At 61.7% G+C, this 26,538-nt stretch carries 23 protein-coding genes and 1 tRNA gene; 15 read left to right on the top strand and 9 right to left on the bottom strand.

The genetic code is table 11. The features are described from left to right. Positions 1-164: 164 nt before the first annotated feature. Positions 165-974, bottom strand: a complete 810-nt coding sequence (locus tag JGU71_RS24690) for a MerR family transcriptional regulator (protein ID WP_199707350.1) — start codon at positions 972-974, stop codon at positions 165-167. Between the two features lie 62 nt (positions 975-1,036). Further along, positions 1,037-3,055, bottom strand: coding sequence for a TPM domain-containing protein (locus tag JGU71_RS24685; protein WP_199707348.1), 2,019 nt, complete (start codon positions 3,053-3,055; stop codon positions 1,037-1,039). Positions 3,056-3,182: 127 nt separating this feature from the next. Here JGU71_RS24685 and JGU71_RS24680 point away from each other — a divergent pair, with 127 nt between their 5' ends. The 7 genes from JGU71_RS24680 to dnaG all read left to right on the top strand — a co-directional run bounded on the left by JGU71_RS24680 (position 3,183) and on the right by dnaG (position 10,717). After that, a complete protein-coding gene (locus tag JGU71_RS24680) occupies positions 3,183-4,115 on the top strand; it encodes an ABC transporter ATP-binding protein (RefSeq protein WP_199707346.1) in 933 nt (310 codons plus the stop codon). Between the two features lies 1 nt (position 4,116). Next, positions 4,117-4,920: an ABC transporter permease gene (locus JGU71_RS24675; protein WP_199707344.1), complete on the top strand. Its 804-nt coding sequence runs from the start codon at positions 4,117-4,119 to the stop codon at positions 4,918-4,920. Further along, a complete protein-coding gene (locus tag JGU71_RS24670; RefSeq protein ID WP_199707342.1) occupies positions 4,920-6,086 on the top strand; it encodes a sensor histidine kinase in 1,167 nt (388 codons plus the stop codon). Before JGU71_RS24675 ends, JGU71_RS24670 begins: the two co-directional genes overlap by 1 nt. Beyond that, positions 6,083-6,697 carry a response regulator transcription factor gene (locus tag JGU71_RS24665; protein WP_199707340.1) on the top strand — a complete coding sequence of 205 codons (615 nt, stop codon included), beginning with the start codon at positions 6,083-6,085 and terminating at the stop codon, positions 6,695-6,697. Before JGU71_RS24670 ends, JGU71_RS24665 begins: the two co-directional genes overlap by 4 nt. A 64-nt stretch (positions 6,698-6,761) precedes the next feature. After that, a complete protein-coding gene (locus JGU71_RS24660) occupies positions 6,762-7,454 on the top strand; it encodes a YdcF family protein (protein ID WP_443624201.1) in 693 nt (230 codons plus the stop codon). Beyond that, positions 7,451-8,764 (top strand): deoxyguanosinetriphosphate triphosphohydrolase, encoded by a 1,314-nt coding sequence (locus JGU71_RS24655; RefSeq protein ID WP_199707338.1) that lies wholly within the window; start codon positions 7,451-7,453, stop codon positions 8,762-8,764. Before JGU71_RS24660 ends, JGU71_RS24655 begins: the two co-directional genes overlap by 4 nt. A 33-nt stretch (positions 8,765-8,797) precedes the next feature. Further along, positions 8,798-10,717, top strand: a complete 1,920-nt coding sequence (gene dnaG, locus JGU71_RS24650) for a DNA primase (RefSeq protein ID WP_199707336.1) — start codon at positions 8,798-8,800, stop codon at positions 10,715-10,717. Between the two features lie 3 nt (positions 10,718-10,720). Here the strand turns inward: dnaG and JGU71_RS24645 are convergent, their stop codons facing one another. Further along, positions 10,721-10,981 (bottom strand): hypothetical protein, encoded by a 261-nt coding sequence (locus tag JGU71_RS24645; protein WP_199707334.1) that lies wholly within the window; start codon positions 10,979-10,981, stop codon positions 10,721-10,723. Positions 10,982-11,160: 179 nt separating this feature from the next. Between JGU71_RS24645 and JGU71_RS24640 the strand changes: the two genes are divergently transcribed. The 3 genes from JGU71_RS24640 (at position 11,161) to JGU71_RS24630 (ending at position 15,704) form a co-directional block, all read left to right on the top strand. Next, positions 11,161-11,233: transfer RNA gene (locus JGU71_RS24640), tRNA-Asn, on the top strand. Between the two features lie 774 nt (positions 11,234-12,007). Then, positions 12,008-12,931 (top strand): DUF4365 domain-containing protein, encoded by a 924-nt coding sequence (locus JGU71_RS24635; protein ID WP_199707332.1) that lies wholly within the window; start codon positions 12,008-12,010, stop codon positions 12,929-12,931. Then, positions 12,906-15,704 (top strand): PIN domain-containing protein, encoded by a 2,799-nt coding sequence (locus tag JGU71_RS24630; RefSeq protein ID WP_199707330.1) that lies wholly within the window; start codon positions 12,906-12,908, stop codon positions 15,702-15,704. The genes JGU71_RS24635 and JGU71_RS24630 overlap by 26 nt, the downstream gene beginning before the upstream one ends. Positions 15,705-15,935: 231 nt before the next feature. Here JGU71_RS24630 and JGU71_RS24625 read toward each other — a convergent pair whose 3' ends face one another. From JGU71_RS24625 to JGU71_RS24615, 3 genes are all read right to left on the bottom strand, one after another. After that, positions 15,936-17,378, bottom strand: coding sequence for a DUF8370 family protein (locus JGU71_RS24625; RefSeq protein WP_199707328.1), 1,443 nt, complete (start codon positions 17,376-17,378; stop codon positions 15,936-15,938). Positions 17,379-18,110: 732 nt separating this feature from the next. Further along, positions 18,111-18,827, bottom strand: a complete 717-nt coding sequence (locus JGU71_RS24620) for a M24 family metallopeptidase (protein WP_199707326.1) — start codon at positions 18,825-18,827, stop codon at positions 18,111-18,113. Positions 18,828-18,867: 40 nt separating this feature from the next. Then, the gene (locus JGU71_RS24615; RefSeq protein ID WP_199707324.1) at positions 18,868-19,503 is read right to left on the bottom strand and encodes a TetR/AcrR family transcriptional regulator; all 636 of its coding nucleotides are present in this window, start codon (positions 19,501-19,503) and stop codon (positions 18,868-18,870) included. Between the two features lie 121 nt (positions 19,504-19,624). Between JGU71_RS24615 and JGU71_RS24610 the strand changes: the two genes are divergently transcribed. The 3 genes from JGU71_RS24610 to JGU71_RS24600 all read left to right on the top strand — a co-directional run bounded on the left by JGU71_RS24610 (position 19,625) and on the right by JGU71_RS24600 (position 22,398). Further along, entirely contained in the window at positions 19,625-20,650 is a 1,026-nt protein-coding gene (locus JGU71_RS24610; RefSeq protein ID WP_199707322.1) for an oxygenase MpaB family protein, read from the top strand. Between the two features lie 2 nt (positions 20,651-20,652). After that, positions 20,653-21,831 carry an ATP-binding protein gene (locus JGU71_RS24605; protein WP_199707320.1) on the top strand — a complete coding sequence of 393 codons (1,179 nt, stop codon included), beginning with the start codon at positions 20,653-20,655 and terminating at the stop codon, positions 21,829-21,831. A gap of 99 nt (positions 21,832-21,930) precedes the next feature. Further along, positions 21,931-22,398, top strand: coding sequence for an SRPBCC family protein (locus JGU71_RS24600; protein WP_199707318.1), 468 nt, complete (start codon positions 21,931-21,933; stop codon positions 22,396-22,398). Here JGU71_RS24600 and JGU71_RS24595 read toward each other — a convergent pair. Next, a complete protein-coding gene (locus JGU71_RS24595; RefSeq protein ID WP_199707316.1) occupies positions 22,358-23,029 on the bottom strand; it encodes a rhomboid-like protein in 672 nt (223 codons plus the stop codon). The genes JGU71_RS24600 and JGU71_RS24595 overlap by 41 nt on opposite strands. A 106-nt stretch (positions 23,030-23,135) precedes the next feature. Between JGU71_RS24595 and JGU71_RS24590 the strand changes: the two genes are divergently transcribed. Further along, positions 23,136-24,335 carry a serine hydrolase domain-containing protein gene (locus JGU71_RS24590; protein WP_199707314.1) on the top strand — a complete coding sequence of 400 codons (1,200 nt, stop codon included), beginning with the start codon at positions 23,136-23,138 and terminating at the stop codon, positions 24,333-24,335. 29 nt (positions 24,336-24,364) lie between these two features. On the opposite strand, the gene JGU71_RS24585 is transcribed toward JGU71_RS24590, so the two are convergent. Further along, entirely contained in the window at positions 24,365-25,480 is a 1,116-nt protein-coding gene (locus JGU71_RS24585; RefSeq protein WP_199707312.1) for an NADH:flavin oxidoreductase, read from the bottom strand. 158 nt (positions 25,481-25,638) lie between these two features. Between JGU71_RS24585 and JGU71_RS24580 the strand changes: the two genes are divergently transcribed. Next, positions 25,639-26,067, top strand: a complete 429-nt coding sequence (locus tag JGU71_RS24580) for a CBS domain-containing protein (RefSeq protein WP_199707310.1) — start codon at positions 25,639-25,641, stop codon at positions 26,065-26,067. 7 nt (positions 26,068-26,074) lie between these two features. Here the strand turns inward: JGU71_RS24580 and JGU71_RS24575 are convergent, their stop codons facing one another. Next, complete coding sequence (locus JGU71_RS24575; RefSeq protein WP_199707309.1) at positions 26,075-26,530, bottom strand: VOC family protein; 456 nt, start codon at positions 26,528-26,530, stop codon at positions 26,075-26,077. Positions 26,531-26,538: the final 8 nt, after the last annotated feature.

Here is a 26,538-nt window from a genome sequence, read left to right as displayed (position 1 = left end):
CGCGCTCGGTCATCTGACGCTCGACCTCACCAAGCGATACCAAGGCAAACTGCACGACGCAGCCTAAAATGTGTCTCGCATGTATCTAGACACATCTGTGCCACATGTATCTAGACAGCACAGCGGGCCCGCCCTCCGAAAAGACTCACGAGGCGCGCAGCGCCCTAGACCGGAACTTGAAGTTCCGTCACCCAGCCTGCGGGATCTTCGGTGTATTCGAGGGTGACTTCGCGTGCGGGTCCGGTCGAGCTGTGACCGTGGCCGTCGATCCAACGACCCAGCGCCTGCCAGTCGGGAAGGACCGAATCCATGCTGCCGCGGTGCACGAGCGTCGCAGCCTTCTCGACGGCGGGCAGGTCGACGACGACGAAGTCGTGCCCTTCCTTTTCGGCCAGGTCGACGGGGACCGCCGCATGGACGACGACCGACCCGTCGCCGGTTTCTTCGTAGTACGCGATCGCCGGACCCGCGAATCCGATCCCCGCCCGCTCCAACCGGGCGGACAGATCCATGAACAGCGGCTGAATCACGGGCGAGATCGATTCGGGTTCGAATCCGGCTGCGTGGCCTGTCAATTCTGCAACTCGCACGGCCGGAATCTGCTTGATGACGACGTCGTTGGTAGGCATGGACCCCTCGCTCTCGATGATTCGGAGTCGCACGTCGACCTGGATGAGCCGTGCCGCATCACTGGCGATCTGTGCTTGCAGCTCTGATTGCCGCAGCCGCAGCATGCCGCGCAGCTCCGCACCGCTGACCTGCTCGTCGAGGATCTCCTGCACCTGTTGCAAGGTGAAGCCCAGGTCCTTCAAGGCGATGACGCGGTTGAGCCGCGCCAGCTGACTCGCCTCGTAGAACCGGTAGCCACTCGATCCGTCGACCCGCGCAGGTTGCAATAGTCCGATGGCGTCGTAGTGACGCAGCATGCGGACCGACACTTGCCCGTGTCTCGCGAAATCTCCGATACTCAACATGGTGGTCTCCGGTTTACGGTCTCACACGGTGTCAGGGTCAAGCGGAGTGTCAGGGTCGAGCGTCAGAACCGCCCGCCGCCACCGATCCGACGCGAACTTCCCGCGCCGCCGAACGATCCCGGACCCCTGCCGCCGCCACCGCTGTACCGACCGCCGCGGCTGCCGGAGCTGAAGCCGCCGCGCAACATGCTTTCGATCAGGATGCCACCGAGCACCGCGCCTGCGTTGCTGCCACCGCGGGAGGACTGCTGGTTCTCCCACGACGAGACGTCGGACTGCGCCGCGCGCAGCGCCCTCGACCCGAGTTCTGCTGCGGACTGCGCGTAGACAAGTGCGTTCGACGGATCCGACGCGCGAAGTCGCTGTGCTTCGTCGAGGTGACGCTGCGCTTCCGACAGTCGGGTCCGCGCCTCGGCGTCGACGGCGCCGCGACGGGTCGAGATGAAGTCGGACGCCGCTGTGACCTGCGAACTGGCGGCCGTCATGGCCTGCTCGATCTGCTGCTGCAGCCGCTCGGCATTCTGCTTGCGGTCGAGTGCAACCGTGAGCGCTTTGTCGAGTTCGACGTCGGCTGTAGCGATTTCGTTGAAGGCGCCGAGCGGGTTGGAGTCCTTGATGCCTTCGGCTCGCCCGATGGCAGCTTCGACTGCGTTCTTGGTTTTCGCCAGTTCGGGACCGCCGTGTCCGAGGAGTTCGTTGGCCGCCGCGACGTCCTTGCGGGCATCGTCGAGGGCGGCGCCGATCGTGGCGATCGCGTGCCGAATGTTCTCTGCAGCGTGATCGACGGCGTCGAGGAGCGTACGTGCCTGTGCCACTGCGGCTTCCGCGGCGCGAATCGCCGCGACCGCCGGACCCTGTTTTCCTGCAGGAAGCGCGATTGCTTCGCGCGCTGCGGTGACGTTCGTGTCTGCGAAGGCGAGTCGGTCCTTCGTCATCGTCACGTTGTCCTTGACCGGAGCCAGGGCCGGTGCCGGGAACTCGGCGACGAGGCTGGTGAGCGTTGCGTCCGAGTTCGGTACGCGCGCCGTGAGTTCCACGATGTCGCGGGTCAAGCCGTCGAGCCGACTGCTCGCATTGATCAGCAGGTCGCGCATCTGGTCGAACTCGGTGACCTTCGCGTCGAGTTCGCGATCTGCCTTGCCGCAGTTGCTGATCAGATCGACGAGCATGTCGCGACGCTGCTCCGGAGTTTCGGGGATGTCGTCGTCGAGACGTTGTCGGATCGCAAATGCCTGTGCGAGAGCGTTGTTGGCGTTGTCGAACGCTTCGGTGAACGGTCGCGCCGCTTCGTCGCCGAACTCGTCCTTGGCTAGTTGCAGCTCTTCGGTGCTGGTGCGAACCGCATTGTCCATTTCGACGAGTACTTCTTTTGCCCGCACATCGAGTGCGTTGACGGGAAGGGCTGCAAGCGCTTTCGTATCGCTAGGGTCGATCTGGCGCGCGGCGGCCGTGCCGGCCTCGAGGCGCTGTGCCTTCTTGCGACGTGAATAGAGCACCACACCACCGGCGCCGACCGCGATGACGCCACCGCCGACCGCAAGCACCTTCACGACGTCGCCACCGCCCGTCGCCCCCATCGCATCGGAAAGTCCACCGGCAGCCGCAATCGCCGCACCGGCCCAATCCTGCTCGCGCAGTGCGGGTTCGATCGCGTTGACCCGAATGTCTTCGAGCTCGGAATCGCTGATGTCGGTCGGTAGGCCGGGGGAGGAGAGGTAGTAGGACTGATCGACGGTCGCGACGGACAACAGCACGTCCCGATCGGACAGTTGGCTCGCACGTTCGGTCGCGGCGGCCCATGCCTCGGGATCCTGCGGCTCGAAACTGGCGACGTAGACCACCCACAGCCGGACCCGATGGGTGTCGTACAGGTCGTCGATCGCGGACTGGAGTTCGCCCTTTGCTGTCGGGTCCAGCGCCGAAACGCGGTCGTTGATCTGTTCGGGAAGTCGGAACGGCCTTTCCGCCGATGCGGTTGCGGGCAGGCACAGGAAGGCGATCAACGCGGCAACGAAGAGAAAACCTACGGATCGATGAGTCGGTGCGACGCGACGCGACGCCGGCGACGATGCGATGGGCATGTGACGAATCTATCCGGTCCGCGGTTCGGGGGCAGGCGCACCCGACGCGCGACCCATGACAGTTGTCACGGACAGATCGTGACGCTCGGCAGAGGGACACGAACGAAAACGGCGCGACAGTTGTCCTATGACCAGAACAGGCAAAATTCGACCAGCCGTCGACCTTCGCAACCTGCACAAGACCTTCGCTGTCGGTGGCGGATCGGGAGTGCGAGCGGTCAACGGACTCGACCTGACCATCGAACCCGGCGAGATCGTCGCGTTCCTCGGACCGAACGGCGCAGGCAAGACCACAACCATCGACATGCTGCTCGGGCTCACGCGTCCCGACGAGGGTGAGGTATCCATCTTCGGGCGCGACCCCGCCACGGCGGTTGCGTCGGGCATGGTCTCCGCGGTGATGCAGAGCGGCGGACTGCTCAAGGACCTGACGGTCGAGGAGACGGTCCGCCTTGTCTCGGCGCTGTTCGTGAGCCCGCGTCCCGTCTCCGAGGTGCTTGCCAGAGCAGGTATCGCCGACATCGCGAGCCGGATGGTCGGTAAATGCTCGGGTGGCCAGCAGCAACGGCTTCGTTTCGCGTTGGCACTGCTGCCGAACCCCGACCTGATCGTCCTCGACGAACCGACCACAGGCATGGACGTCGAAGGTCGACGCGAATTCTGGAATGCCATGCGGGAGGACTCGAGTCGAGGCCGGACCGTGCTGTTCGCAACGCACTACCTCGAAGAGGCCGACGCCTACGCCGACCGGATCGTGCTGGTGAGCAAGGGTCGCATCGTCGCCGACGGCAGCGCTGCGGAAATCAAGAACCTCGCGTCGGGTCGCGTCGTCAGTGCGACGTTGCCCGGTGTCGACCAGATGCGTCTGCTCGGCATCGATGGCGTCGACGACGTCGAAGTACGCGGCGACCGAGTGTTGGTGCGTTCCAACAACTCCGATGCTGTCGCGCGGTATCTGCTCAACAGCACCACTGCCACCGACATCGAAATCGTCTCGCACAACCTCGAAGACGCATTCATCACCCTGACCGGCGACACCCTGACCACCGTAGGAGCCTGACATGACCTCGTCACTGCAATTGCCAACCACCGCAACGGCTTCTGGCCCACGTGAACTGCCGGCACTCGGCGGATTCAGCACGGCGTTCCTCGGATTGGAACTGCGGCGCATGCTTCGCAATCGCCGAACCTTCCTTTTCACGTTGATCATGCCGCCGCTGTTCTTCGTCATTTTCGGTCTGCAGTCGGACTACAAGACGGAGTCCTACGGCTCGGGGAACGTCACCGGCTTCATAATGGTGTCGATGGCGGTCTACGGAGCGATGCTGGCAACGACCAGCGGCGGAGCGATGGTGTCGATCGAGCGTGCGCTCGGCTGGAGTCGACAACTGCGTCTCACCCCGTTGCGGCCGGCCGCTTACATCGCGACCAAGATCGTGGTTGCCATGGTGCTCGGGCTGATCTCGGTCGCTGCGGTGTTCATCGTCGGCGGGATCCTCGGCGCGCACCTGACGACGACTGCCTGGATCGCCTGCTTCGTACTCGCCTGGATCGGCTCGTTGGTCTTCGCCGCCTTCGGCCTGTTCATGGGATATCTGCTGCCGTCGGAGAACGTCATGCAGATTCTCGGTCCCGGCCTGGCGATCCTCTCGTTCGCAGGTGGCCTGTTCATGCCACTCACGGGATGGTTCGAAGACGTGTCGAGGTTCTTCCCGACCTACGGACTCGCGACGCTGGCTCGTATGCCCTTCGGCGACGAGGCCGGGACGACCATCGCCGCCGGCGTTGTGAACCTGCTGGTCTGGGCCGTGTTCTTCACCGTCGGTGCGATGGTCCTCTTCCGTCGAGACACCGCGCGAGTCTGATGACAGCCGAAGATTCGAGATCGCTCCCGGTCGCACCGCCCCCGCGACCGGGAATGATCTGGCTGTTCTCCGGGGTGTGGTTGCTGTATCTCGTCTATCCGATCGGCACGGCCATCGCACTCGACGACGTCGTCGCGAAGGTCTTCGGTCTCGTTCTAATCGCCGCGTTCGCCATCGTGTACATGGCGTCGTTCTATCGCCTCCGAACCTCACCCGACTCGATCACGTTGTGGCCGCAGGCGCCGCAGCGTGAGGTGTGGATCGCGTTGGGGACATTGGTCGGCCTGATGGCGGCTGCGACAGTGCCGCTCGGCGGCGACGCCCTTGCCTTCTCTGTCTACATCTCGGCGCTTGCGGCCTTCACGCTTCCTACTCGGCAAGCTCTGCCCTGTGTGGCTGCGATGGCCGGTGTTGTGTTGCTGTTGCCGTTGTCGATCTCTGGCTGGGAACACCAGGAGGGATTGGCATTTCAAGTCGGTGTCTCCGGGTTCGCGGCGTGGGGCGTCAGCCAGATCATCGTTCGAAATCGGGGCCTCGCCGCTGCGCGAGAACAACTCGCGGTGCTGGCTGTCGCGGAGGAGCGGCTACGGGTAGGCAGGGACGTGCACGACATTCTCGGGCACTCGCTGACGGTGATCACCATCAAAACCGAGCTTGCGCAACGACTTATCGACGTCGACGTGGTCCGCGCAAAGGCAGAACTTGCCGACATCGAGAAGCTCGCACGCGAGGCGCTCGCCGGTGTTCGCGACACCGTCGGAGGCTTGCGCGAAGTCTCGCTCGACGGCGAGCTGGCAAACGCCAGGACTGCCCTTTCGGCTGCAGGCATCGTGCCCGAGCTGCCGAGCATCCTTCCGCCGATGGACAGATCGCGTGCCGAACTGTTCGGCTGGATCGTCCGTGAGGCTGTGACGAACGTCGTCAGACACAGTGACGCTCGACGATGCGAGATCACGGTCGCGTCCGATTCGATCGACGTCAGCGACGACGGACGTGGGGTCGGCAACGGCGGGGTCGGCAACAGCACCGAGGGAACGGGGTTGGTCGGGTTGCGAGAGCGTGTGGCTGCGGCCGGTGGTTCGTTGCGGCTGGGGTCGGACCGCGGTGGTCGCGGGTTTCATCTCGCCGTTTCGTTCCCGCCGACTATCGAAATGGGGACCGAATGACCGAGCCGATCCGGATCTTGCTCGCCGACGATCAAGCCTTGGTGCGGGGAGCATTGGCGGCTCTGCTCGACCTCGAGTCCGATCTGAACGTCGTCGCCGAAGTAGGTAGAGGGGACGAAGTTCTCGACGCGGTGGCCGCAGCGCAGCCCGATGTCGCCCTGCTGGACGTGGAAATGCCCGGCCTGGACGGTATTTCGGTCGCAGCCGAGCTGCATCGGAGTCATCCGGACATCAAGATTCTGATGGTGACCACCTTCGGCAGGCCGGGTTACCTGCGCAGGGCCATCGACGCGGGCGCGAGCGGGTTCGTGGTCAAGGACACTCCCGCCCGTCAGCTCGCCGATGCCGTGAGGCGGGTGCACATGGGTTTGCGCGTGATCGACCCCGCGTTGGCTACGGAGACGCTGACATCGGGAACTTCGCCGCTGACGGCACGCGAACGCGAGGTGCTCGCGGCTGCAGCGGGCGGCGCGAGTGCCGCAGTGATCGCGCGCACGCTGCATCTGTCGGAGGGAACGGTCCGCAATCACCTCTCGTCGGCGATCGGAAAAACCGGAACATCGAATCGAGCCGAAGCAACCAGAGAGGCCGAGCGACTCGGTTGGTTGTGAGTCCAGGACACGCGCTGTGGACGCGCTACAGCAGGCGATGGGCGTCGACTGGCAAACTTGAGGTGTGAATCCGGCATCAGTGCGTTACGACCCGCCATACGACGACGAGCCCGAGCGGCCCGGCGTCGGTCGTGCGATCGGTCGTTGGATTCGCCGGATCATCGTCGGAACCGTGTTGATCGGCATGGTCGTCGTTCTCGGCACCGCCGTCCGGGTCTGGCAGGTAGCGCGAATCAGCGACGAGACGCATGCCGACGCCATCGTCGTTCTCGGTGCGGCCCAGTACTCGGGCACGCCGTCGTCGGTGTTCGAAGCACGGCTCGAGCAGGCCTTCAAGCTGTACGAACGTGGTGTTGCGCCAACGGTCATCACAGTCGGCGGCAAGCAGGAAGGCGACCTGTTCACCGAGGCCGCGTCGGGCAAGGCGTACCTGGCCGAGCGCGGCGTACCCGAGAACAACATCGTCGCCGTCGAGGAAGGGTCGGACACACTCCGCAGCATCGAGGCCGTTGCCGACACGATGCAGGAGCGCGGGATGTCGTCGGTTGTGCTCGTCAGCGATCCCTGGCACTCGTTGCGGACGCGGACGATGGCACGTGACGACGGTCTCGATGCGACGACCGCACCGACTCGACAGGGTCCGGCGGTGTTCACGCGCGAGTCGCAGGCGCACGGCATCCTGCGGGAGACCGGCGCGTTGCTCTGGTACCAGTTGACGCACTTCTCCGCCGACTTCAAGTACACGGCCGGACAGTGACTCAGAAGTACTCCGCGCACGATCGGGAGCGGCTGGTCGCGGAAGCTCCCAAGTCGGCAGGTGTACCGGACAGCAATTCTGCGCACCGCAGCGATTTTTCGCGCGACCGCGCTCGTGTTCTGCACTCCGCGGCGTTGCGTCGGCTTGCCGACAAGACACAGGTGATGGGCCCGCGCGAGGGGGACACCCCGCGCACACGTTTGACCCATTCGCTCGAGGTCGCCCAAATCGGTCGGGGAATCGCCGACGGGCTCGGCTGCGATCCCGATCTGGCCGATCTCGCAGGTCTAGCACACGACATCGGCCATCCGCCGTACGGTCACAACGGTGAGCACGCACTCGACGAGTTCGCAGATGCCTACGGCGGCTTCGAGGGCAACGCGCAAAACTTGCGGATCCTCACTCGGCTCGAACCGAAAGTGCTTGCCGCAGATGGCGACAGCGTCGGTCTCAACCTCACCCGTGCTGCTCTGGATGCGACGACGAAGTATCCGTGGGGGAGACCCGGGTCGGGCGCGAAGTTCGGTGCCTACGACGTCGACCTGGAGCGTCTCGCGTGGGTGCGCGACGGTGCGGCGGAGCGGCGACAATGCCTCGAATCGCAGGTCATGGATTGGGCCGACGATGTCGCCTACTCGGTGCACGATGTCGAGGACGGTGTGATCGCCGGACGAATCGACCTGCGCGCCCTTGCGGATCCGAGCGAGCAGCGAGCGTTGGCCGATCTCGGTGTGCTGCAACACACCTCACTCGTCGCCGACGATTTTGTCCAAGCGGCCCAACGACTCTCGGTTATGTCGGTTGTGACGGACGTTTTCGACTACGACGGTGGGATCACCAGTTCCGTTGCGCTGAAACGGTTGACGAGTGAGTTGGTCGGGCGGTTCGCCTCCGCGGCGGTCAGCAGCACGCGTCGCGTCGCCGGCGACCGACCGTTGACCCGCTATGCGGCCGACCTCGTCGTGCCACCCGTCGTCGCTGCTGAGGTTGCCGTCCTGAAGACGGTCGCCCTGCGGTACGTCATGTCCGATCCGGGTCACCAGGTGCGACAAGCGTTGCAGCGCGAGCAGATTCATCAGGTCGCGCACGGGTTGCTCCGCTCGGCCCCGGACGGTCTCGACCCGATCCTGCTGCCGTCGTGGGAGAACGCTGCCGACGACCGCGGGAGGATTCGCGTGATCGTCGACCAGATCGCGTCCTATACCGAAAGCCGGCTCGAACGAATTGCAGCCGGTCCCGCGGCAGCGTCGACGACCAGCTTCAGTCAACCACCGGCCTACTCGGCGGACCCGACCTCTCGACGAGGATAATTCCCCGTCGAGCACAGGCACTAGACTGCTCCAATGGCCGGACGAATCCCAGATCGCGACATTGCGACGATTCGTGAGCGCAACCATATCGAGGACGTCGTCGGCGAATACGTATCGCTGAAGCGCGCTGGTGGGGACTCGATGAAGGGGTTGTGTCCCTTCCACGACGAGAAGTCGCCGTCGTTCCATGTTCGGCCGAACCACGGTCACTATCACTGCTTCGGCTGCGGCGAGGGCGGCGACGTCTACTCGTTCCTGCAGAAGATCGAACACATCAGCTTCATCGAGGCCGTCGAGCAACTCGCCGACAAGATCGGCTACACCATCTCCTACGAGGGTGGCGGCACGTCGGTCCAGCGCGATCGGGGGACCCGGTCGCGGTTGGTCGCGGCAAATCTCGCCGCCCAGGAGTTCTACGCGGCCAGGCTGGCGCAGCCCGACGCCGAAGCTGCTCGAAAGTACTTGACGGAGCGCAACTTCGACGCGGCTGTCGCGGCGCAATTCGGTTGTGGCTACGCGCCCGACGGTTGGGACACGCTCACGAAACACCTGCAGAACAAGGGCTTCGAGTTCAAAGAGCTCGAAGCGGCAGGGCTGTCGCGGCAGGGCAAGCGCGGACCGATCGATCGATTCCACCGCAGGCTGCTGTGGCCGATTCGCAACTTGAGCGGCGACATCATCGGCTTCGGCGCCCGCAAACTCTTCGACGACGACACGATGCCCGGCAAGTACATCAACACCCCGGAAACGGTGCTGTACAAGAAGTCTCAGGTGTTGTTCGGACTGGATCTGGCCAAACGCGACATCGCCAAAGGACATCAGGCGGTCGTCGTCGAGGGCTACACGGACGTGATGGCGATGCACGTTGCCGGGGTCAAAACTGCCGTCGCAGCGTGCGGTACTGCGTTCGGTGACGAGCACCTGGCCCTGCTGCGCAGATTGCTGATGGACGACAGCTACTTTCGCGGCGAGATCATCTACACCTTCGACGGCGACGCGGCTGGGCAGGCAGCGGCGCTCAAAGCGTTCGAGGGCGATCAGCAGATGGCGGGCAAGACCTATGTCGCCGTTGCGCCCGACGGTCAGGATCCGTGTGAACTACGGCAGCGGTCGGGGGATGCGGCGGTTCGCGATCTGGTCGCACGTCGGACGCCGATGTTCAAGTTCGCCATCAAGGCAGCCCTGTCCGATCACGACCTCGACACCGGTGAAGGTCGCGTCGACGCGCTGCGCCGCACGGTGCCGATGGTTGCGCAGATCAAGGACAAAGCGCTGCGCGACGACTACGCGCGGCAACTCGCCGGCTGGGTCGGCTACGACGACATCCCCGCCGTCATCAAACGGGTCCGCGAAGAAGCGATGAAGACGCAGCCGAGGGAGTCCACGCAGCCGCGCCGACGCCCTGCCGCACAAGCGACAGCACCCGATGCGACTGTCGGCGCACCGCGGCCGTCGCCCTCGGATCCGATGCTGCGTCCGCAACGCAACGTGCTGAAGGCAGCACTGCAGTACCCGGCGATCGCGGGAACGGTGTTCGATTCGCTGCCGTCCGAATCGTTCACGCATGCAGGCTATGTCGCAGTGCGAAAGGCCATCGCCGACGCCGGAGGGGCTAGCTCGGGCCTCGGCGGCGGCGACTGGGTGAGCGCGGTCGCCGACGAGACGCAGGACCTCACGATGCGGTCGCTGGTGATGGAACTCGCGGTAGAACCGCTACCCGCCGAAGAGGACACCGTGCCGCGCTACATCACGGGTGTGCTGGCACGCCTGCAAGAGGTGTGGGTCGGGCGGCAGGTCGCGGAATTGAAGTCGAAGTTGCAACGCATCTCACCGGCAGACGACCCGGAGGAATACCACGCGCTGTTCGGCGATCTTGTTGCGCTCGAACAGTATCGGCGCAGTCTGCTCGAACAGGCGATGGGTAACTCGGACGAAGATTTCGCGGCAGGCTGAGCGTCAGCGGTCGTTTGCCGCGCGCCTCAACTGCTCGTGCGTCACAAAAATCGTCGTCTCCTCGTCGAGGGGCACGAGCGGCTCCAGCTTCGGCTGTGTGTTGAGTGAATCGGACAACTTCTGCCGACCGACGGCGACTACCTTCTTGGTTGCGGGACTCGCCGCGACAGCCCGTGCTGCCTTGCTGATCTGCTCGTAGCGGCCACGACCCGCCTTCGTTCCGAGCACATACCCCGCCGCGACACCGACGACCAGTCCGATCATTCCTGGGATCCTCCCGTTGAAAGCCTCTTCCATCCTGCCTGACGCGAGCAGGACGTGTCGATCCGGCCGACGCACGGTCACCTGGGGAGCGGGCTGGCCAGCGAATTTGGGCCGACCCGAGGCGATACGCTAGAGTCACTCCTCGGCCCAGCCGGTACCGGACGGGCCGCACGAAGTAATCCCCTATAGCTCAATTGGCAGAGCAGCCGACTGTTAATCGGCAGGTTTCTGGTTCGAGTCCAGATGGGGGAGCAGTAGCCAAAACCCCTGACCAGCGCGGAAACGCGGCAGGTCAGGGGTCTTGTGCTCCATCGGGGTCAGCGGATCGATCACGATCGTGACCGCCTACCTGACTCTTAGGCGCGCGGCGCTTCGGAACGAACTCGGCCGGGACAAAATCCGTCGGGCTTTGGGTTGGTCGGGCATGCATAGCGGCCACACGTGGGTTGGCGGGCATCTTATTTTGGCATCGTCGAGAATCGTTTCCACAGCTTGCAAACGTTGCGCATCTGACGCCATTCGAAAGCCGGTGCTTCACGAGTGCGTTGTCATTTGCGATGACGTTGGTCGGCCTCTTGTTTCCCACAGATGACAGGAACACGAGCTTGCAGGGACTCCTCGCCAGCACGAGGGTTGAGCCGCCGTTCTTGTCGCCGACATTGCTTTCAGGCGCCGCAACATCGCGGCAGCCTGATCTGGCATCGCGATCGTTCTCGTCAGGGTTCTGCGGACTATCGTTCGCTAGCTCCCGAAGCAAACCTCCTGTGGTTCCCTAGATTTGAACCAGGTGAAAAGAGTGATGGACCCGCCAGCGCCGCGCCGAAGCCCAGTTGGACTCGGCTCCGCCCGCTGATCTACTCCTCCTGGACGGCATTCGACCGCGCTCCGTTGGCAATCTGAAGGTAGTCGCCAGTCGCAAATCTGGAAGTTCCCCGCGACTTGCCGGCGCGAGAACTACGGTCAAACACGTAGTGTCTCGTAGTAGTCGAGGTCATGTGTGCAGGCGTCCGGGGAAGGGTGTTGGCATTGCCGGATAACGACGACATCGAGCAGGCGGGCGTCGCGCTTTGTCAATTATTGGTCCGGCACACACTGCACTGGATCTTCCGTGAGCAGAAGACCTCGGACTATGGGGTTGATGCCCACGTTGAGACGCGGGAAAACGGCGAAGCTACTGGGAGGCTTCTGGCTCTTCAAATAAAAACTGGCGAGTCCTACTTCTCGGAACCGACTGTCGACGGATGGATATTCCGACCTAACGATCGACATATAGCCTACTGGTTGGGGCATTCCCTGCCAGTGTTTATCGTCCTAGTCGATGTGGAAAACCAGAGGATTTATTGGCAGCTACTTAGTAGCGAATCCATAAAAGTGACAGACCGTGGAGCGCGTACAGTCCACGTTCCCGCGTCGAACACTATCGACAACGCTCCTGATGTGTGGTCGCAATTTGCCAGTGTCATCGGACGCGACGCAATCGAGCGGTTCGATCAGAATATCAGGGTGCTGGCTCCGAATGTGGGCAGAATCGTTCAAAGAAGAGCCGAGATAGCGGCGCATTGTAGCGCGTTGTTGGCTGCGCATCTTGCCGTCGGGCGGTCGGTTCCGGCACTCACCGTCCAGACACCTATTAACACCCAACCCCAGTGGCTCTTAGATATGGGGGTGGAGGCGTGGACGGCGATCGCGAACTATGCCTCGAGCCACAATTTGAACGCCGAGGCTTCCGAAGCTTATCGACGCTCCGCAGAGCTCACTGAAGAGAATGCTGGGCGGATGCATTTTGCCTCTGGATATCACCTTCTCCACACTGACCCCCCGGGTGCACGAGTTGAATTCAGTTTGGCGGAATCATCCGGAGAGCCAATGCTTTCGCAAATAGGATTGGTGCTATTAAGTCGGCTTGAAACCCCCCGGAATGTATGTGGCAATATCCAGCGAGTTGGCTAGTCAGCTAAAGGAAGTTGAAGATGATAAAGTAGCGCTGTCATTTCTTGCTGGGCAGCATTCCGACGCCGGAGATTACGATAGTGCGATCCGTTTATGGGAACGAATACTTTCGTTGGAACCAGATAACTCCAATGTTATGACCGCACTTGCGTTGGACTTAGGTCGGCGCGCGCAAACAAACCTGCGGCGTGCCGACGATGAGTCACGCGCGGTTGACTTCGCGTCAGCAGCACTCGATCAGATACACAGATGGTCCGGGCCAACTGATTCGGCGTTGCAGACGCTACTGCAACTGCTAACGGCGCAAAACGACCACGTAGCGATCTTAGACAGATCACTACCGCCGCCTCGCGGCTCTGCCTTGTACAACGAGATCTATCGGCCAGAAGTGGTCATTGCCGCTATATCTGCTGCTGACGCCGTCGGAGAGGATAATCTTGCTGATGAGCTTCTTGACAAGCTAGCCCCAGGGCCCGATCGATTATTCATCGAGGCGGAGCGGGCTGAAACTGGCACGATGAACGCCGAGGAGAAGTTGGCTGTTTGGGAGCGCGTTTTTGATGAACTGACGGAGGAACGGCCGCAACAGCTCGTTGTCGCCGCGATTCGTCTGGCGCACATCGGAGTAGATCGTTCCGACGAGCTATCGACACTCGTCGATCGTCATATCATCTCATCGGCTCACCGTGATCTCGTACATGCGATGGCTGTGGCTTACCATGATTTCGGTTCCGCTCTTCCTGTCCTGCGGCGACTCTCCGATGTTGACGTCATCGCTGCACGATTCCTAGTGGAGAAGTTCCAAAAGGAGAATCGCGTCGAAGAGGCGCTGTCAGCAGCAGAGGCCGCTGCGGATCGGTTTGGAGACGCAGAGTTCGCGCTGCTTCGCGCACAGATTCTGAGTCGTTCCGGACGGTTCGACGAAGCGCTTGCTGCTGCTGGAGATTTGCTCGCCGATCCATTTCTTGCGGGCCCGCTGCGTCCGCAGGGGCATTGGCTGCTTGCGCGACTTGCCGCGACAAAGAATGAGTGGGAAAAAATCGAACGGCATTGTTTGTCCGCAATTGCCACTGCTGCCGGTGAGGCATTCAATCCCGTTGTTGTCTGGCTATTAATAGAAGCGCAGATCAAGCAGGGTGCCTACGACCGGGCGTCGGAGACGGTGCTTCGACACGAACCAGACCTGACTGATTCGGCCAAGGTGCGACTGTGGGCCGCAGCTCTCGAAACTCAAACGATGGATGTGAAGCTCGCCAGCCGTATGCTTGATCTTGCCCAAGAGTTCAAAACCGACGCGGAGCTTAGCGCAGCGCTCTTAATCTCTATCGTCCGTCGTACTCGCGGCGAAGGAGACGAAGCGGGCCCAGTCGACTCTCGGAGCCTAATTCCTGGGGATTTGCGGCGACGAGTGTTCGAAGAGATCGAAAGTAACGTTGCCTTAAACACTTCTGGTAGTCCGATGCGAATTTTGCAGGCATCATCGACCCAAGACTTTATCGATGCGATTGTGGCGGAAGTTCGCCAAGACGACCAACCGCTGCTAGAGCTAACGAAGAAGGCCTTGCGCGCGCAGGTTCCCCTGGGCTTGTTGATGACCGCGACGAGCCGAAGCTACGCATTTGGTCTGGTTGCCCGCATCCTCGGTGTGTATGTTGCAGGCGCGTTGGAAAGCGAGGACGCCGATGCAGATCTTGAGACAGCGACCGTCAGCCTACAACATGACGTTGTTGTTGATTCCTCTGCTTTGCTCGTGTCAAGTCTGCTGGCAGATTTCGGCTTGCTACGTGGCCAATTCCAACGACTACTGATGCCTAGGGTATCGCGAAACGATGTCCACAATGCCCGCACAGAGATTAACGGGCTGGCAAATAGTAGCGGGCAAATGTACTGGAGTACGACCGAAAACCGCTTGGTTTACGCCGACGCGGACGTCGACCATCAGATCGCATCCCATCGGAGGCTTGCCAAACTCGAGGAAGCGGTGGCTCGGACAACTTCAATTGTTGTGGAGTCAATGCCTACCTTTCAAAAATTTAGCTTTGAGGACGATGGCGCATGGTTAGCACCGATCGAACTAGCGAAATCGCATGATGTTGCACTGTGGAGCGATGAAGTGGCAATCCGCAAACTCGCGCGCGAGGTCGGAGTGCGGGCTTTTTCCACACTCAGCCTCCTTGAATATTTCGCAATCCGAGCCATCGAGGAAGTAAGTATCGACGATGTCGAAGCTTTTGATAAACTTGATCGAGGCAGAAGCGAGACAGTTCGTAGAGCGCTTGTCCAGGGAATTGTCGATGTGCCCGTAATCGTTGAACAGCTATTGGAACTCGGCGAACAAACTGGATTCACGTTGGACCTCGCCAGAGCAACGGTCGGACGAACTGCTTGGTGGATTTGGACGTCGTCGCCCATGGGAGACCTGCTTATAGTTTTAACATCTGTAGCCGCGCTAGACAGAACCCTTGCACGTAATTGGCGCATGATTGCGATGAACGCAGTTGGACAACTCAATTCGGAGAATCGTTCTGAAATTGCGCACTTGCTCGCGGCCGTCGCGATTTTACAACTTAACGATCTGATCGATGGTAATGCGATTGCAGACGACGTTGCGGCGGCTGAGCGAGTCGCTTCAGATCTGGGGATCGACGATGTGAGAGACCATTTGCCGGACGCCGCGAGCGCTCTTGCTAATTACGGGCTGCTTGACAAGCCAGAAGATGTCGTCGCTGCGGCGCTTGCCGCGCTGTATTCGCGCGATGTAACAACTGACTGACGCTTCAGATCCTTTGGATGAACGGAGCGCCCACCACCGGGTTCCGCCTATTGGCTCGCATCGAGCAACGAGCGGAAACGAAGAGGACGCCTACGGCGTCACTACATTATGGATCCAACACCCTTGATATGCCCTCGCACCGGGAGCATAACGAACGAGTGCACTCGTGAGCACGGGGTCATCTATACGAGGAAGCTGAGATTGCAAGCCAGGTCAGAGTTGGCGATTGCTTCATGCTGTTGAGGCCGATGCCTTCGGCCGGGCATCTACGAATACCGGGTGCATACGAATTTGCCCACTCTTGGCAATCGCGCAACAGGCGTCCCGCACCAAATCCAGTCGTTCCTGTTTGAAATCTGAATCCGAGTACCCGATGCACAGATAAACGCCGAATCGTGCTTCCTCACCCTTCAGATAGATTGGTAGTTGTACGGTCGCACCGTGGAAGAATTTGGTGTTCGAGATGTGCTTTACTTCGATAAGGCCACGCATATTCCAGCCCTGAGTGAACTTGAAGTCTACGGGTCCGCGTCCACAGTCGGCCTCGCGTGTGATATCGACATTGTGCGCCTTGCAATGCTCGAGCCAGGTCGTGCGGGCTACAACTTGTGCGATCTTCTCCTTCCGGTGCTTGGTGTTGTCGTCGTTCCAGAGCGCCAACCACAAACCGTTGTCTTCGATCGCAGTCTTAAATGTTGTCGCCAGCGCAATCAGCCACTTTTCGAAGTGGCCCTGAGACTCGGGGGGAACTGGTGCTGTCGACGCTTCGGCGATCTTGCGGCCAGCTTCTTCCCACCGTACCAAGCCTTTTGGATCGTTCGTAACGTCATAAGACGAGTCGTTTGCTGCCTCAGCGTCAACATAGGAATCCAGCATGTCGAAAGCCAGGCGCGCCAGCTCCCGGCCTCGAATAGCTTTCTCACGTTGTGAAAGAGATTCAGCCAGATCATAGTTGAGGTCAAAGCGGAGCCTCTCGCCTTCGTGTGCGGCAGCCCAATTCCAAAAGCCCTCCGCAGAGACGAGCGGAACATCCTTGAGAAAGCGCTCCGGCGTGAGCAGTATCGAGCCATTAAAAACGGGGCTAGAGGGAAGTTGTTCCCTGGTTGTCTGCCATCGAAGATTATTCGCCACCCACCCGCCGTTGCGAATTGAGAGGTCACTTACCGGCACACTCAACTCACCACAAATCGCTTTGGTGTATTTTATGAAACGACTCTTGAGGACGTTGCAAACAAGATCACTAATTCGATCAACCCCGAGGCCGTCGACAAGCACTGCCATGATACCGAGTATGCGATCGTCGGGTTCTCGGTGTTGTTTTCTGAAGAAGTCCAAGCCGAGGCAAATTTCGCGGGCGAAATCCGGTCCAATTCCCGCGCCCTCGGGGTGGCCCATCGAGAAGCCGAGGGCGAATTCCTTGGGCTCCGGAAACTCTAAGAAGTGCTGAGCTTTGAGCCAGTGCATCGAATCTTCGTGGCCATTCGCGAGCTTGAGCATGTCGAGCGTTGCTCCGAAGAACTCGATCACCTCGTTATGAGCGTCAGTCCAGAGGGAATCGGCATCCTCAAACAGTAGGAACGGATCGATGTATAACGGCGTGTCCATCTGCACGTTAAGGTCGAACCAATCGGCGTCGTCTGGGCGTTGAACTCCGAAATGCTCGCTGAACCGCACAGGGGTCTCCTCTTCACTCGACTGCGTCGTTGCGGGAGACCCCCAGATTCCCCTCCGTCGTAATATTTAGCAGGATTATCCGAAAAAAGCGAGGCCACGTTGTGTTTGCGCGTGATACGTCGGCGACCCTAAGGTTCGATCGAACGATCACTCGCGCTCGGACTGTGCAAAATCTCATCAACACCAGCGGTCGGCCATGTCACCGTGGACCCTTGCTGCGCAAAGTGCCAGCGGGCCGCCTCCGACGAGGCATGCCGCAACAGCGAGATGTATTCGGAGTGCCGTCATCTATTTACTTCCAAATCAGGTGAATCTCAAGGATCCAGTGGCCCGCTCGGTCGAGGCGTCGCGTTGATCGGACAGTCCCGGATCCACCGTTCAGCGGACTGTCGCGGTTCATTGATTGTGTCGTGCGGGGGGTGCGGGTGGTCCCATGCTTTGGCTATGGGGATTCGGGAGCTTCTGCGTCGGGTGGGCATCGATTCGCGTTTGCGGGTGGCGATGTTGCTGTTCGGGTTCGTTTGGCTGGCGGTGGCTGTAGTGGGGGTTGTGTTTGTTGATAGCGGTCGGTGGTTGTTGTGGTGGTACTTGGTGTTGTTGATTGCGGCGTTGGCTTTTACGCCGTTCGAGCTTCGGCGGTTGTTGCGTGACCCTCGCGGCTGGTTGCCTCGCCTTCGTCCGAACAAAGGGTTCGGGCCGGGGAGAAGTAGCCGAAACCCTGATCAGCCATGATCAGCGTGGAAACGCCGGCCTGAGGTCGAGAAGTTCCTCGTAGAACCCACCGATTCCCCTGTCGCGGTCGACGAGGTGGATCTCGAGAATCCAGTGACACTGTCGGCCGGATCGGTCGAGCCGTCGCATCGGTTGATCGCTGCCCGGCGCGATGTAAGAGCCGATCTCTTCGCCTGCGATCTTCTCGTGTGGAAACTCCCCAACGAGATGCCCGGAGTGAGATCCGCCGAACTCCCAGCCTGCCGCGGTCGCTAGTGCGGTGGTGTGGGCGTACAACTCTTCACCGGTCACGTCGGGGTGAGTTTCGAAGAAGGCACGCCCTGCATCGAAGATCGCAGGGAGGTCGTCGCGGAGGCGATGCTTGACAGGGTCGTCGCCGAGGACGTACGTGCGCCCGAAGTCGGCTTCCCAACCTTCGAACAGTGGCCCGAAATCGCAGAACGCGATGTCGTCGGCAGCGATCTCGCGATCGGGCGGATTCTGCCGGTAGGGCTGCAGTGTGTTGATGCCGCTGCGGACGATCCGTTTGTGCCAAAACCTTGCGACGCCGAACATTTCGGCCGCAAGGTCGCGGATCTCGTCGCTCACTTGCTTTTCTCGAACGCCTGCTCGGATCAGCCCCCGTTCGCCGATCGCATCGAACAGTTCGATGGCCTTGGACTGTGCGTCCAGTAGTTTCGCGACGCGGACCTGCTCGTCCTCGATGATGTCGGCCATGTCCCGAATCTAGCAACGGCCAGCGTTTGCCGCCGACCGGTCAGGCGTCGGAAACAGGCGTCAGCACCGGAATGAAGAACTCCCGCAGCGTCTCACGAAGATCTCCAACCGGTGGCAGGACGATCAACGAGATCAACATCCTGAAGATCCATTCGATGACGGCGGTCGGATCGCGTTGTGCGAGTAACCCGAGTTGCATTCCGAGTGTGATCGGAGTTGTCATCCCAGCCAGGAAATAGTCGCGCAGCGAACCTATGTTCTTGGCGAGAACGCCTGCAGTCGAAGCCATTTCGTCCGCCAGCACCTTGGCGACCACGGGGTGTTCGCGGATGTAGCCGACTGACACGGCGAGGATCTCGACAATCGTGTCCGGTCCAGGTATGCCCCAATCGCGGTCACCCATCGTGTCGAGGTAGCGATGGACCTCTCGGGCGAACAGCAGTTGCGTTATCGCGTCGACGGTGCCGACCTTCTTGTAGACGGTGGCGCGGTTGTAGCCCATTTCGTTCGCGACGTCTTGCACGCTTGTGCGTGAGTGTCCGTATCGGGCGAAGCATCGCGCGGCGGCGTCGAGGTACGGGTCGAGTTCGGCAGGGGGATTCTCGGGCATGCCGTCGACGAAGGCAGCCATCATCGGCGCGGCATACGGCGGGTGCTGCTCGGTGGTTGTCGGCATGACTTCGATCGTATGCGACAAAACGACAGAAATGTCGCGTATTGCACTTCGGCGACCTCGTCGCTACCGTCGCAAGCGGCGAGTGACAAGTCAGTCCGCTAAACGAAAGTAGGAGGTCGCCTTGCCTGAGCAGGATCTTTCGGTGCCGAGATTCCTCGGCCTATTGGGAACGAGGGGCAAACGGGCTCGGACGATCCTGGAGACTCCGCGCGAGGACGACGGGTTCTTTTCACCCGACGGCGTTGCGCGTCGGGTGATGTCGAGTCCGACGGCAATGATCGGCGCTTTGCGCTGCTCGATCGTCGAGATGCTCGACCCACCATCGGCGGTCGCACTCGGCCAACACAGCACCGCGTACCAGGATCCCGTCGGACGAGCGCTGCGTAGCCTGACGCTGATCGTGATGCTCGTATTCGGCGACAGGAAGACCGCCACCCATGCATCCGACATCTGGTTCCGGATTCATGAACGGATCAACGGCGTGTTGCCCGCCTCGGATCAGCCCTATCGCGCGCTGGACCTCGACAACCTGTTGTGGATTTTTCTGACCGGGTGGCATTCCTTCTACATCTCGTATCAGGAATTCGGCACGACACCGCTGACGGCCGACGAGACAGACCGGTACTTCGCGGAAGGTGCTGCTGCTGCAGTGATGATGGGAATACCGGCACACCTGATACCGGACACCCACGCAAAGGTTGTGAAGTACTTCGCTGAGGTTCGACCCGAATTGGTCCTTACGCCCGAAGGGCTTTCGATCGTCGATCTGCTGATGCGGCCGGGAACGAAGCCGCGACTCCTCATCGCAGGCGGGCCGTTCCTGCGGATCGCTTCTCGTGCAGCGGTTTCCAACCTGCCGCGAGATCTGCGCAGACTCGGTCAGTTCGACGCTCCAGCATGGGTTTTCGCGACGTCGCGCATTCTGGTCGGCGCAGCCATGCGAGTGATGTCGATTCGGCGGCTGTATCCGGCGGTCGGCGTCATCGCTCCCGACATGTGGGCGGTCCTCGAGCAGTCCGACCGCTGGACGGCGGCGCAGGTCGCCAACGTTGTGGCCGTGGCGGATCCACGACCCCCCGTCGACGAAGCCGTAGCGCCGACACCGCCGTACGAACAGCTCATGTGGCCACACCTTTCGAAGGGATGACGTTGAGTATCAATGCAATCGAAGTAGAGGGACGCCGGAATCCATACGTCGACGAGCCCCAACTTCGTGGACGTGACGCCGTGCTGGAATTGCTGGACCGTCTTGTGAACGACGTGAGAGCAGGAGTGAACAGCCCCGGAATAGTCCTTCAGGGCAATCGCGGTGCGGGTGTGACCTCGCTGCTGCGGGCATTTGCCGATGGGGCCGAACGGAGCGGGCTGACCGTCAGCGGCTTCGTTGTGACGCCGGGACGCGAGATCGCTCCGGATCTGATTGCCTGGTTCGAGCGGGTTTTCAGGAGTCTCGAACCGTCCGACGACGAGGTCGCGCAGGCGCGCGCGGGCCTGTCGTCGCTGTCGACCATCACGATCAACGGAGACGGACCTCGACTAACCCTGACGGTCGACGACAAAGCGGCTGCCGTCATGTCGCGATTGGCCCGCGATCTCGTAAAGCTGTTCACGGTGCTCCACGAACTGGCGGTACAACGCGGATCCGGTCTGGCTTTGGTGATCGACGAGATCCATCGCGCTGACGATGTGGGATTCCGAGCCGTGCTGACTGCCATGGAAAGACTTCAGGCGCTTGATATTTCGATTGCCATGGTCCTCGGCGGTCTGCCGACTACTCCGCGGCTGCCACCACGCGCACGTGCCCGACTCGACGAAATTGTGACCACTGTCGCGGTCACGGCACTCGACCCGTCGATCGCCGCGACCGTCCTGACCGCTCCGGCGGCTGGGCTCGGAGTCGATTACGAACCAACTGCACTCTCGGCTGCCGTCGCCTGGGCGGACGGCAACGCGTGGTGCCTGCAGTTGCTCGGTCGTCACACGTGGAACTTCCTGCAGGACGACACGGTTACCGCCGACGCCGTCGCAGCAGGCATACGCGCCGCCCAACGGTCCATCGATGCGATCGCGGCACGAGAACTGCGGGCGGCGTCCGACAAGGAGATTCACTTCCTGCGAGTGATGACCGAATTCGGCTCGGGCCCGTATACGTCGGACCACTTACGACTTGCCGAGGACAAGTACGGGCTCGCGCCCGATCTGCTCACTCCCGCATTGGCACTCGTTCGACTGCTGACGAAAGGGATCATCGTTACCGATCACGAGTACACGTCGGTCGAATTCGTGATGCCCAAGCTGGCGGACTATCTGGCGGCGACCGCGCCGTAGTGGCTTGTGGCGCGAGGGGTGCCCTGACACCGCGTGGCGGCCTCCGGGCGCCCCTCATGCCACTGATTCGCTTTGCGCGATCTTGGGTAGCTTGGACCTATGACCGAAACTGCAGTGACGACCATCGACGCCGGCAAACGCGCCGTTTCCCGGCGAGCGCTTGTCCAGGCTCCGGCTGCCGAGGTTTTCGCGCTGGTCGCCGACCCGCACCGCCACCACGAGCTCGACGGTTCCGGCACCGTGCGCGACACTCCGGTCAACGGTCCGCACAAGCTGAGCAAGGATGCGAGGTTCACCGTCGGGATGAAGCAGTACGGCGTCCCGTACAAGATCACCTCGACCGTCACCGGCTACGAGGAGAACAAGCTCATCGAGTGGAAGCACCCGTTGGGCCACTACTGGCGCTGGGAGTTCGCCGAAACGCAACCCGGCGTCACCCAGGTGACCGAGACGTTCGACTACACCCCGCACAAAGCACCGTTTATGTTGGAGCTCTTCGGCTTTCCGAAGAAGAACGGCGCAGGAATTACGTCGACGCTGCAGGAACTAGCTGCTCGTTTCGCCTAGTCTTCGCGCGCACCAGCGGGTAGCACGCCAGCCCCAACAGCGCTGCGCTGAAATGCCCGACCTCGGTGAAAGTGATGTGACCTATCAGCGGTCGGATCACGACGACGAGGACGCCAGCCAGGTATAGATAGCGCCACGGCGACGGGATCCGGTACGTCAGTACCGCAGCGATTCCCGCGAGCGCGTAGCTCACGCCGACGTCGAGCGTGTTCACCCGATCCGCAGGCGCGTGCCCGTTCTCGATCGCCCAGTAGAGCACCCCTTCGCTGATGTAGGTCGCTCCCACATGCGCGATCACGATGACACCGAACCAGCGCAATGTCCCCAGCCAGCGTTCGGCGGGGACGTGGAAGATGTTGTACAGCAGGAAGTATTCGATCCAGCTGCCGCCGTCGAGCCAGAACGCGCTCGAGATCAGCACGCGCACAGGGTCTTCGGACAGATGGTGCAGATTGGTCGACCGGTTGCCGAGCACTCTGTCGAGGACATGCGGCGAGAGTTCGGCAGCGACGTGCGCGGTGTAGAGCAGGACCGCGAGCCACATGAACGTCGCGGGGGCGCTACGCACATACGCCCAGACCGCGCGGAGGACCCGCCACCAGAGTGGGCGCGAGGCGACCTGACCGACCATCGCAAAACCTCGATTCGATTGCTCGGATTCGGCCCACGTATTGCGCGCTACCAGCATTACACTGCTAAGCGCCGCGACGCCCGATGCGAAATGCCGAGGTCCTCTGATGTCTCATCCGAATCGTTTTGCTCCAGCGCGCCTGCGTGCCTTCGTCGGCTTGGTGGCAGTCGCCTTTGCCATTGCGGCATGTGGATCCGACGGGTCCGACGATGCCGCAGCAACCAGTACGGCGGCGGCTGCGACGTCGGCGAAGCCCAAGGTGGTTTTCGATCAAGCATTCCAGGACAAGTTCGACAAGATCCTGAGCGACCAGTTCGCCGCGTCCGGGCTGCCCGGTGTGCTGGTGTCGATGACGATCGGCGATCAGAAGTGGGTCAAGTCGCTTGGCGTCGGTGACCTGGAAAAGAAGACGCCGATCCTGCCCGACGACAACTTCCGGATCGCCAGCATCAGCAAGACCTTCACCGCCACAGCGATTTTGCAACTCGTCGACGAGAAGAAGCTCTCGTTGGACGACACACTGGAGCCGTTCGTCGCGGGTATCCCGAACGGCGACAAGATCACGATCCGCAACTTGCTCGGCATGCAGTCGGGCATCTACGACTTCACTGCCGACGAGACCTTCGAGAAGGAATTCGGCGCGAATCCGACGCTGGCGTGGACCCCGCAGCAGGCCGTCGACATCATGAAGCAGCGTCCGGCCGATTTCGAACCGGGAACCAAGACGGTCTACTGCGACAGCAACTACATCTTGCTCGGATTGATTCTCGAGAAGGTCACCGGCAAGACGGCGGCCGAGGTCATCAACGAACAGGTCGTCGCCAAGTTGCCAGGCCTTGCCAACACCAATTTCCCGACCGGCGTCACAGTTCCGGACCCACATCCGACGGCATACACACCCGATCCTGCCGACCCAAGCAAGCCGCAGTTGATCGTCGACGACGTCAACCCGCAGGTCGGCTGGACGGCTGGTGCGATGACGTCGACTCTGGACGATCTCGAAGCCTGGGGACGTGAGCTGACGGACGAGACCCTGCTGTCGCCGGAATTGAAGCGGGAACGGTTGCAGAGCAACAGGATCGACGGTGCGCCGATCAACCTCGGTTACGGCCTCGGTGTGATGACGATCAACGACCTCGTCGGGCACAACGGCGCGATCCTCGGCTATTCCTCGATCGTGCTGCGCCTACCCAACGAGGACGCGACGTTCGTTGCGTTGGGCAATTCGTCGACCAACTCCAGCACCGCGACCACCGAGATCGTGCTTTCGCTCATCCAGGCGCTGTACCCGGATCAGATCAAGTAGCTGCGGGCATGCAAGGCGCCGAATGTCGGTCAGGACGCTCGCTTCTGGAATGCGACGATCTCGTCGGGGCGTCCGGTCCGGATCTTGTCGACCCAGGCTGGATCGGCCAGCAATGCGCGGCCGAGTGCGACGACATCGAATTCGCCGCGCTCGAATTGCTCGCGCAGGATTTCCAGGCGTCGCCAACTCGACTCGGCGATCGGTGAGTCCTCGGACTGGAACACCGAGTCCACCCCGACCGACCCGACCGTGATCACCGGACGGCCGGTCACCTTCTTGGTCCAGCCCGCGAGTCCCGTTGGGTCCGAAGCTGATCCGCTGTCGAAGCCGGGCACCCAGTGGCGTCGCGTCGAGGAGTGGAAGATGTCGACTCCGGCTGTGACGAGGGGAGTGAGAAGCGCCTCGAGTTCGGCTGGGTTCTCGGCGACCTGCGCGTCGTAGTTGCCTGCCTTCCACTGCGAGTAGCGGTAGACGATGGCGAAATCGGGACCTACTGCGTCACGTACGGCCGCGACGACTTCGGCCGGCAGCGTTGCGCGTTCGCCGATGGATCCGCCGAAGCGATCCGAGCGCTTGTTGGTCCGTTCCCAGAAGAATTCGTCGAGCAGATAGCCGTGCGCGCCGTGCAGCTCGACGCCGTCGAAGCCGAGTTCCTGTGCCAGTTTTGCAGATTCGGCGAATCCGGCGATGACGCGATCGATGTCGGCGATCGTCAGTTCGGCTCCGAGTTCTTTGCCGAACAGGTCGATCGCGGACGGGCTCACGGTCGGTACGTGTGCGTCGAAGTCGGGCGTCTCGCCGCGAGCAACGCCGGTGTGCCAGAGCTGCGGGATGATCGCGGTGCCTTCGGCATGGACGGCGTCGACGATCGCCGACCAGCCTGCCGCGCTCTGCTCACCGTAGAAGCGCGGCACGTCGGTGCGCGGACCTGCGGCGGGCGCGTTGATGTAGGTGCCCTCGGTGATGATCAGACCCACACCACCTGCAGCGCGTGATCGGTAGTGCTCGACGTTCTCCGCATTCGGAATGCCGCCGGGGGATTTGGCTCGTGTCATCGGTGCCATCGCGAATCGGTTCCGCACGCGCAGCGAGGACGCTGCGAACGGTGTGAAGAGTGGATCGAGACTCGGGGTGACCGATGACATGCGGCAACTCGCTTTCCTGGTCGACTGCGTTGTTTTGCGCGGTAGTTCGCGCAACCGCCCAGCGCGCCACGATGTTCCCGTTGCCTGGATGTGCTTCCGCGTTCGCGCAGGAAGACCTAATCTGATGTGAGCTGAGTCACAACAATTGGAGGCTGGCTATGCGCATATCCGACGTGTTGCGAAGCAAAGGCGCGGCGGTGGCGACGGTGGAACCAGGAACGTCGGTCAGCGACCTTCTACGTCGAATGGCCGACCGGAACGTCGGCGCGATGGTGGTCGTCGGTCCGGACGGAATGGTGGGGATCGTGTCCGAGCGTGACGTCGTCCGCAAGCTGAATCAGCACGGACCGAACCTGCTCGGCATGCCTGTGTCGGCGATCATGACGACGACGGTCGCCAGCTGCGGACCCGAGGATTCGGTGGACCACCTGTCCGCCCTGATGACGGAACGGCGGATTCGCCACGTGCCGGTGCTTGTCGACGGTGCACTTGTCGGCATCGTCAGCATCGGCGACGTGGTGAAGATCCGCATGGAGGAACTGGAACTCAATCGAGAACAGTTGCAGGCCTACATCTCTCAGGGCTGACCGGCGGCTACGCGTTGTCGTACGCGTCCTGCAGGCCCTGCACCTCGATCTTGCGCATCGTCTGCATCGCGGCTGCGACTGCGCCTGCTTTCGCCGGATTCGGGTCCGACATCAGCTGCTGCAGCGCGGTGGGAATGATCTGCCACGACAAGCCGTAGCGATCCTTGAGCCACCCGCACGGACCTTCCTCGCCGCCGTCGGTGAGGGCGGTCCACAGTCGGTCGACCTCGTCCTGGCCTTCGACGCTGACGAAGATCGACGCTGCTTCGCTGAACTTGTGCGCGGGTCCGCCGTTGAGGCCGGTGAACTGCTGGCCATCGAGCTCGAACGTGACTAGGAAGGCGTTGCCGTCGGGTCCGCGAGCGACGTCGTTGACCTTGGAATTCGGGACCAGAGTTGTGTAGAACTCGGCGGCTTCCTCTGCGCTGTTCTCGAACCAGAGGAACGTTGAAACTGTCGACATTGTGAGCT

It is taken from the genome of Antrihabitans stalagmiti (genome assembly GCF_016482825.1).
Taxonomy (GTDB): Bacteria; Actinomycetota; Actinomycetes; order Mycobacteriales; family Mycobacteriaceae; genus Antrihabitans; species Antrihabitans stalagmiti.
Note: the sequence above shows the minus strand (reverse complement) of the source record. Positions and strands in the feature narration are given on the sequence as shown.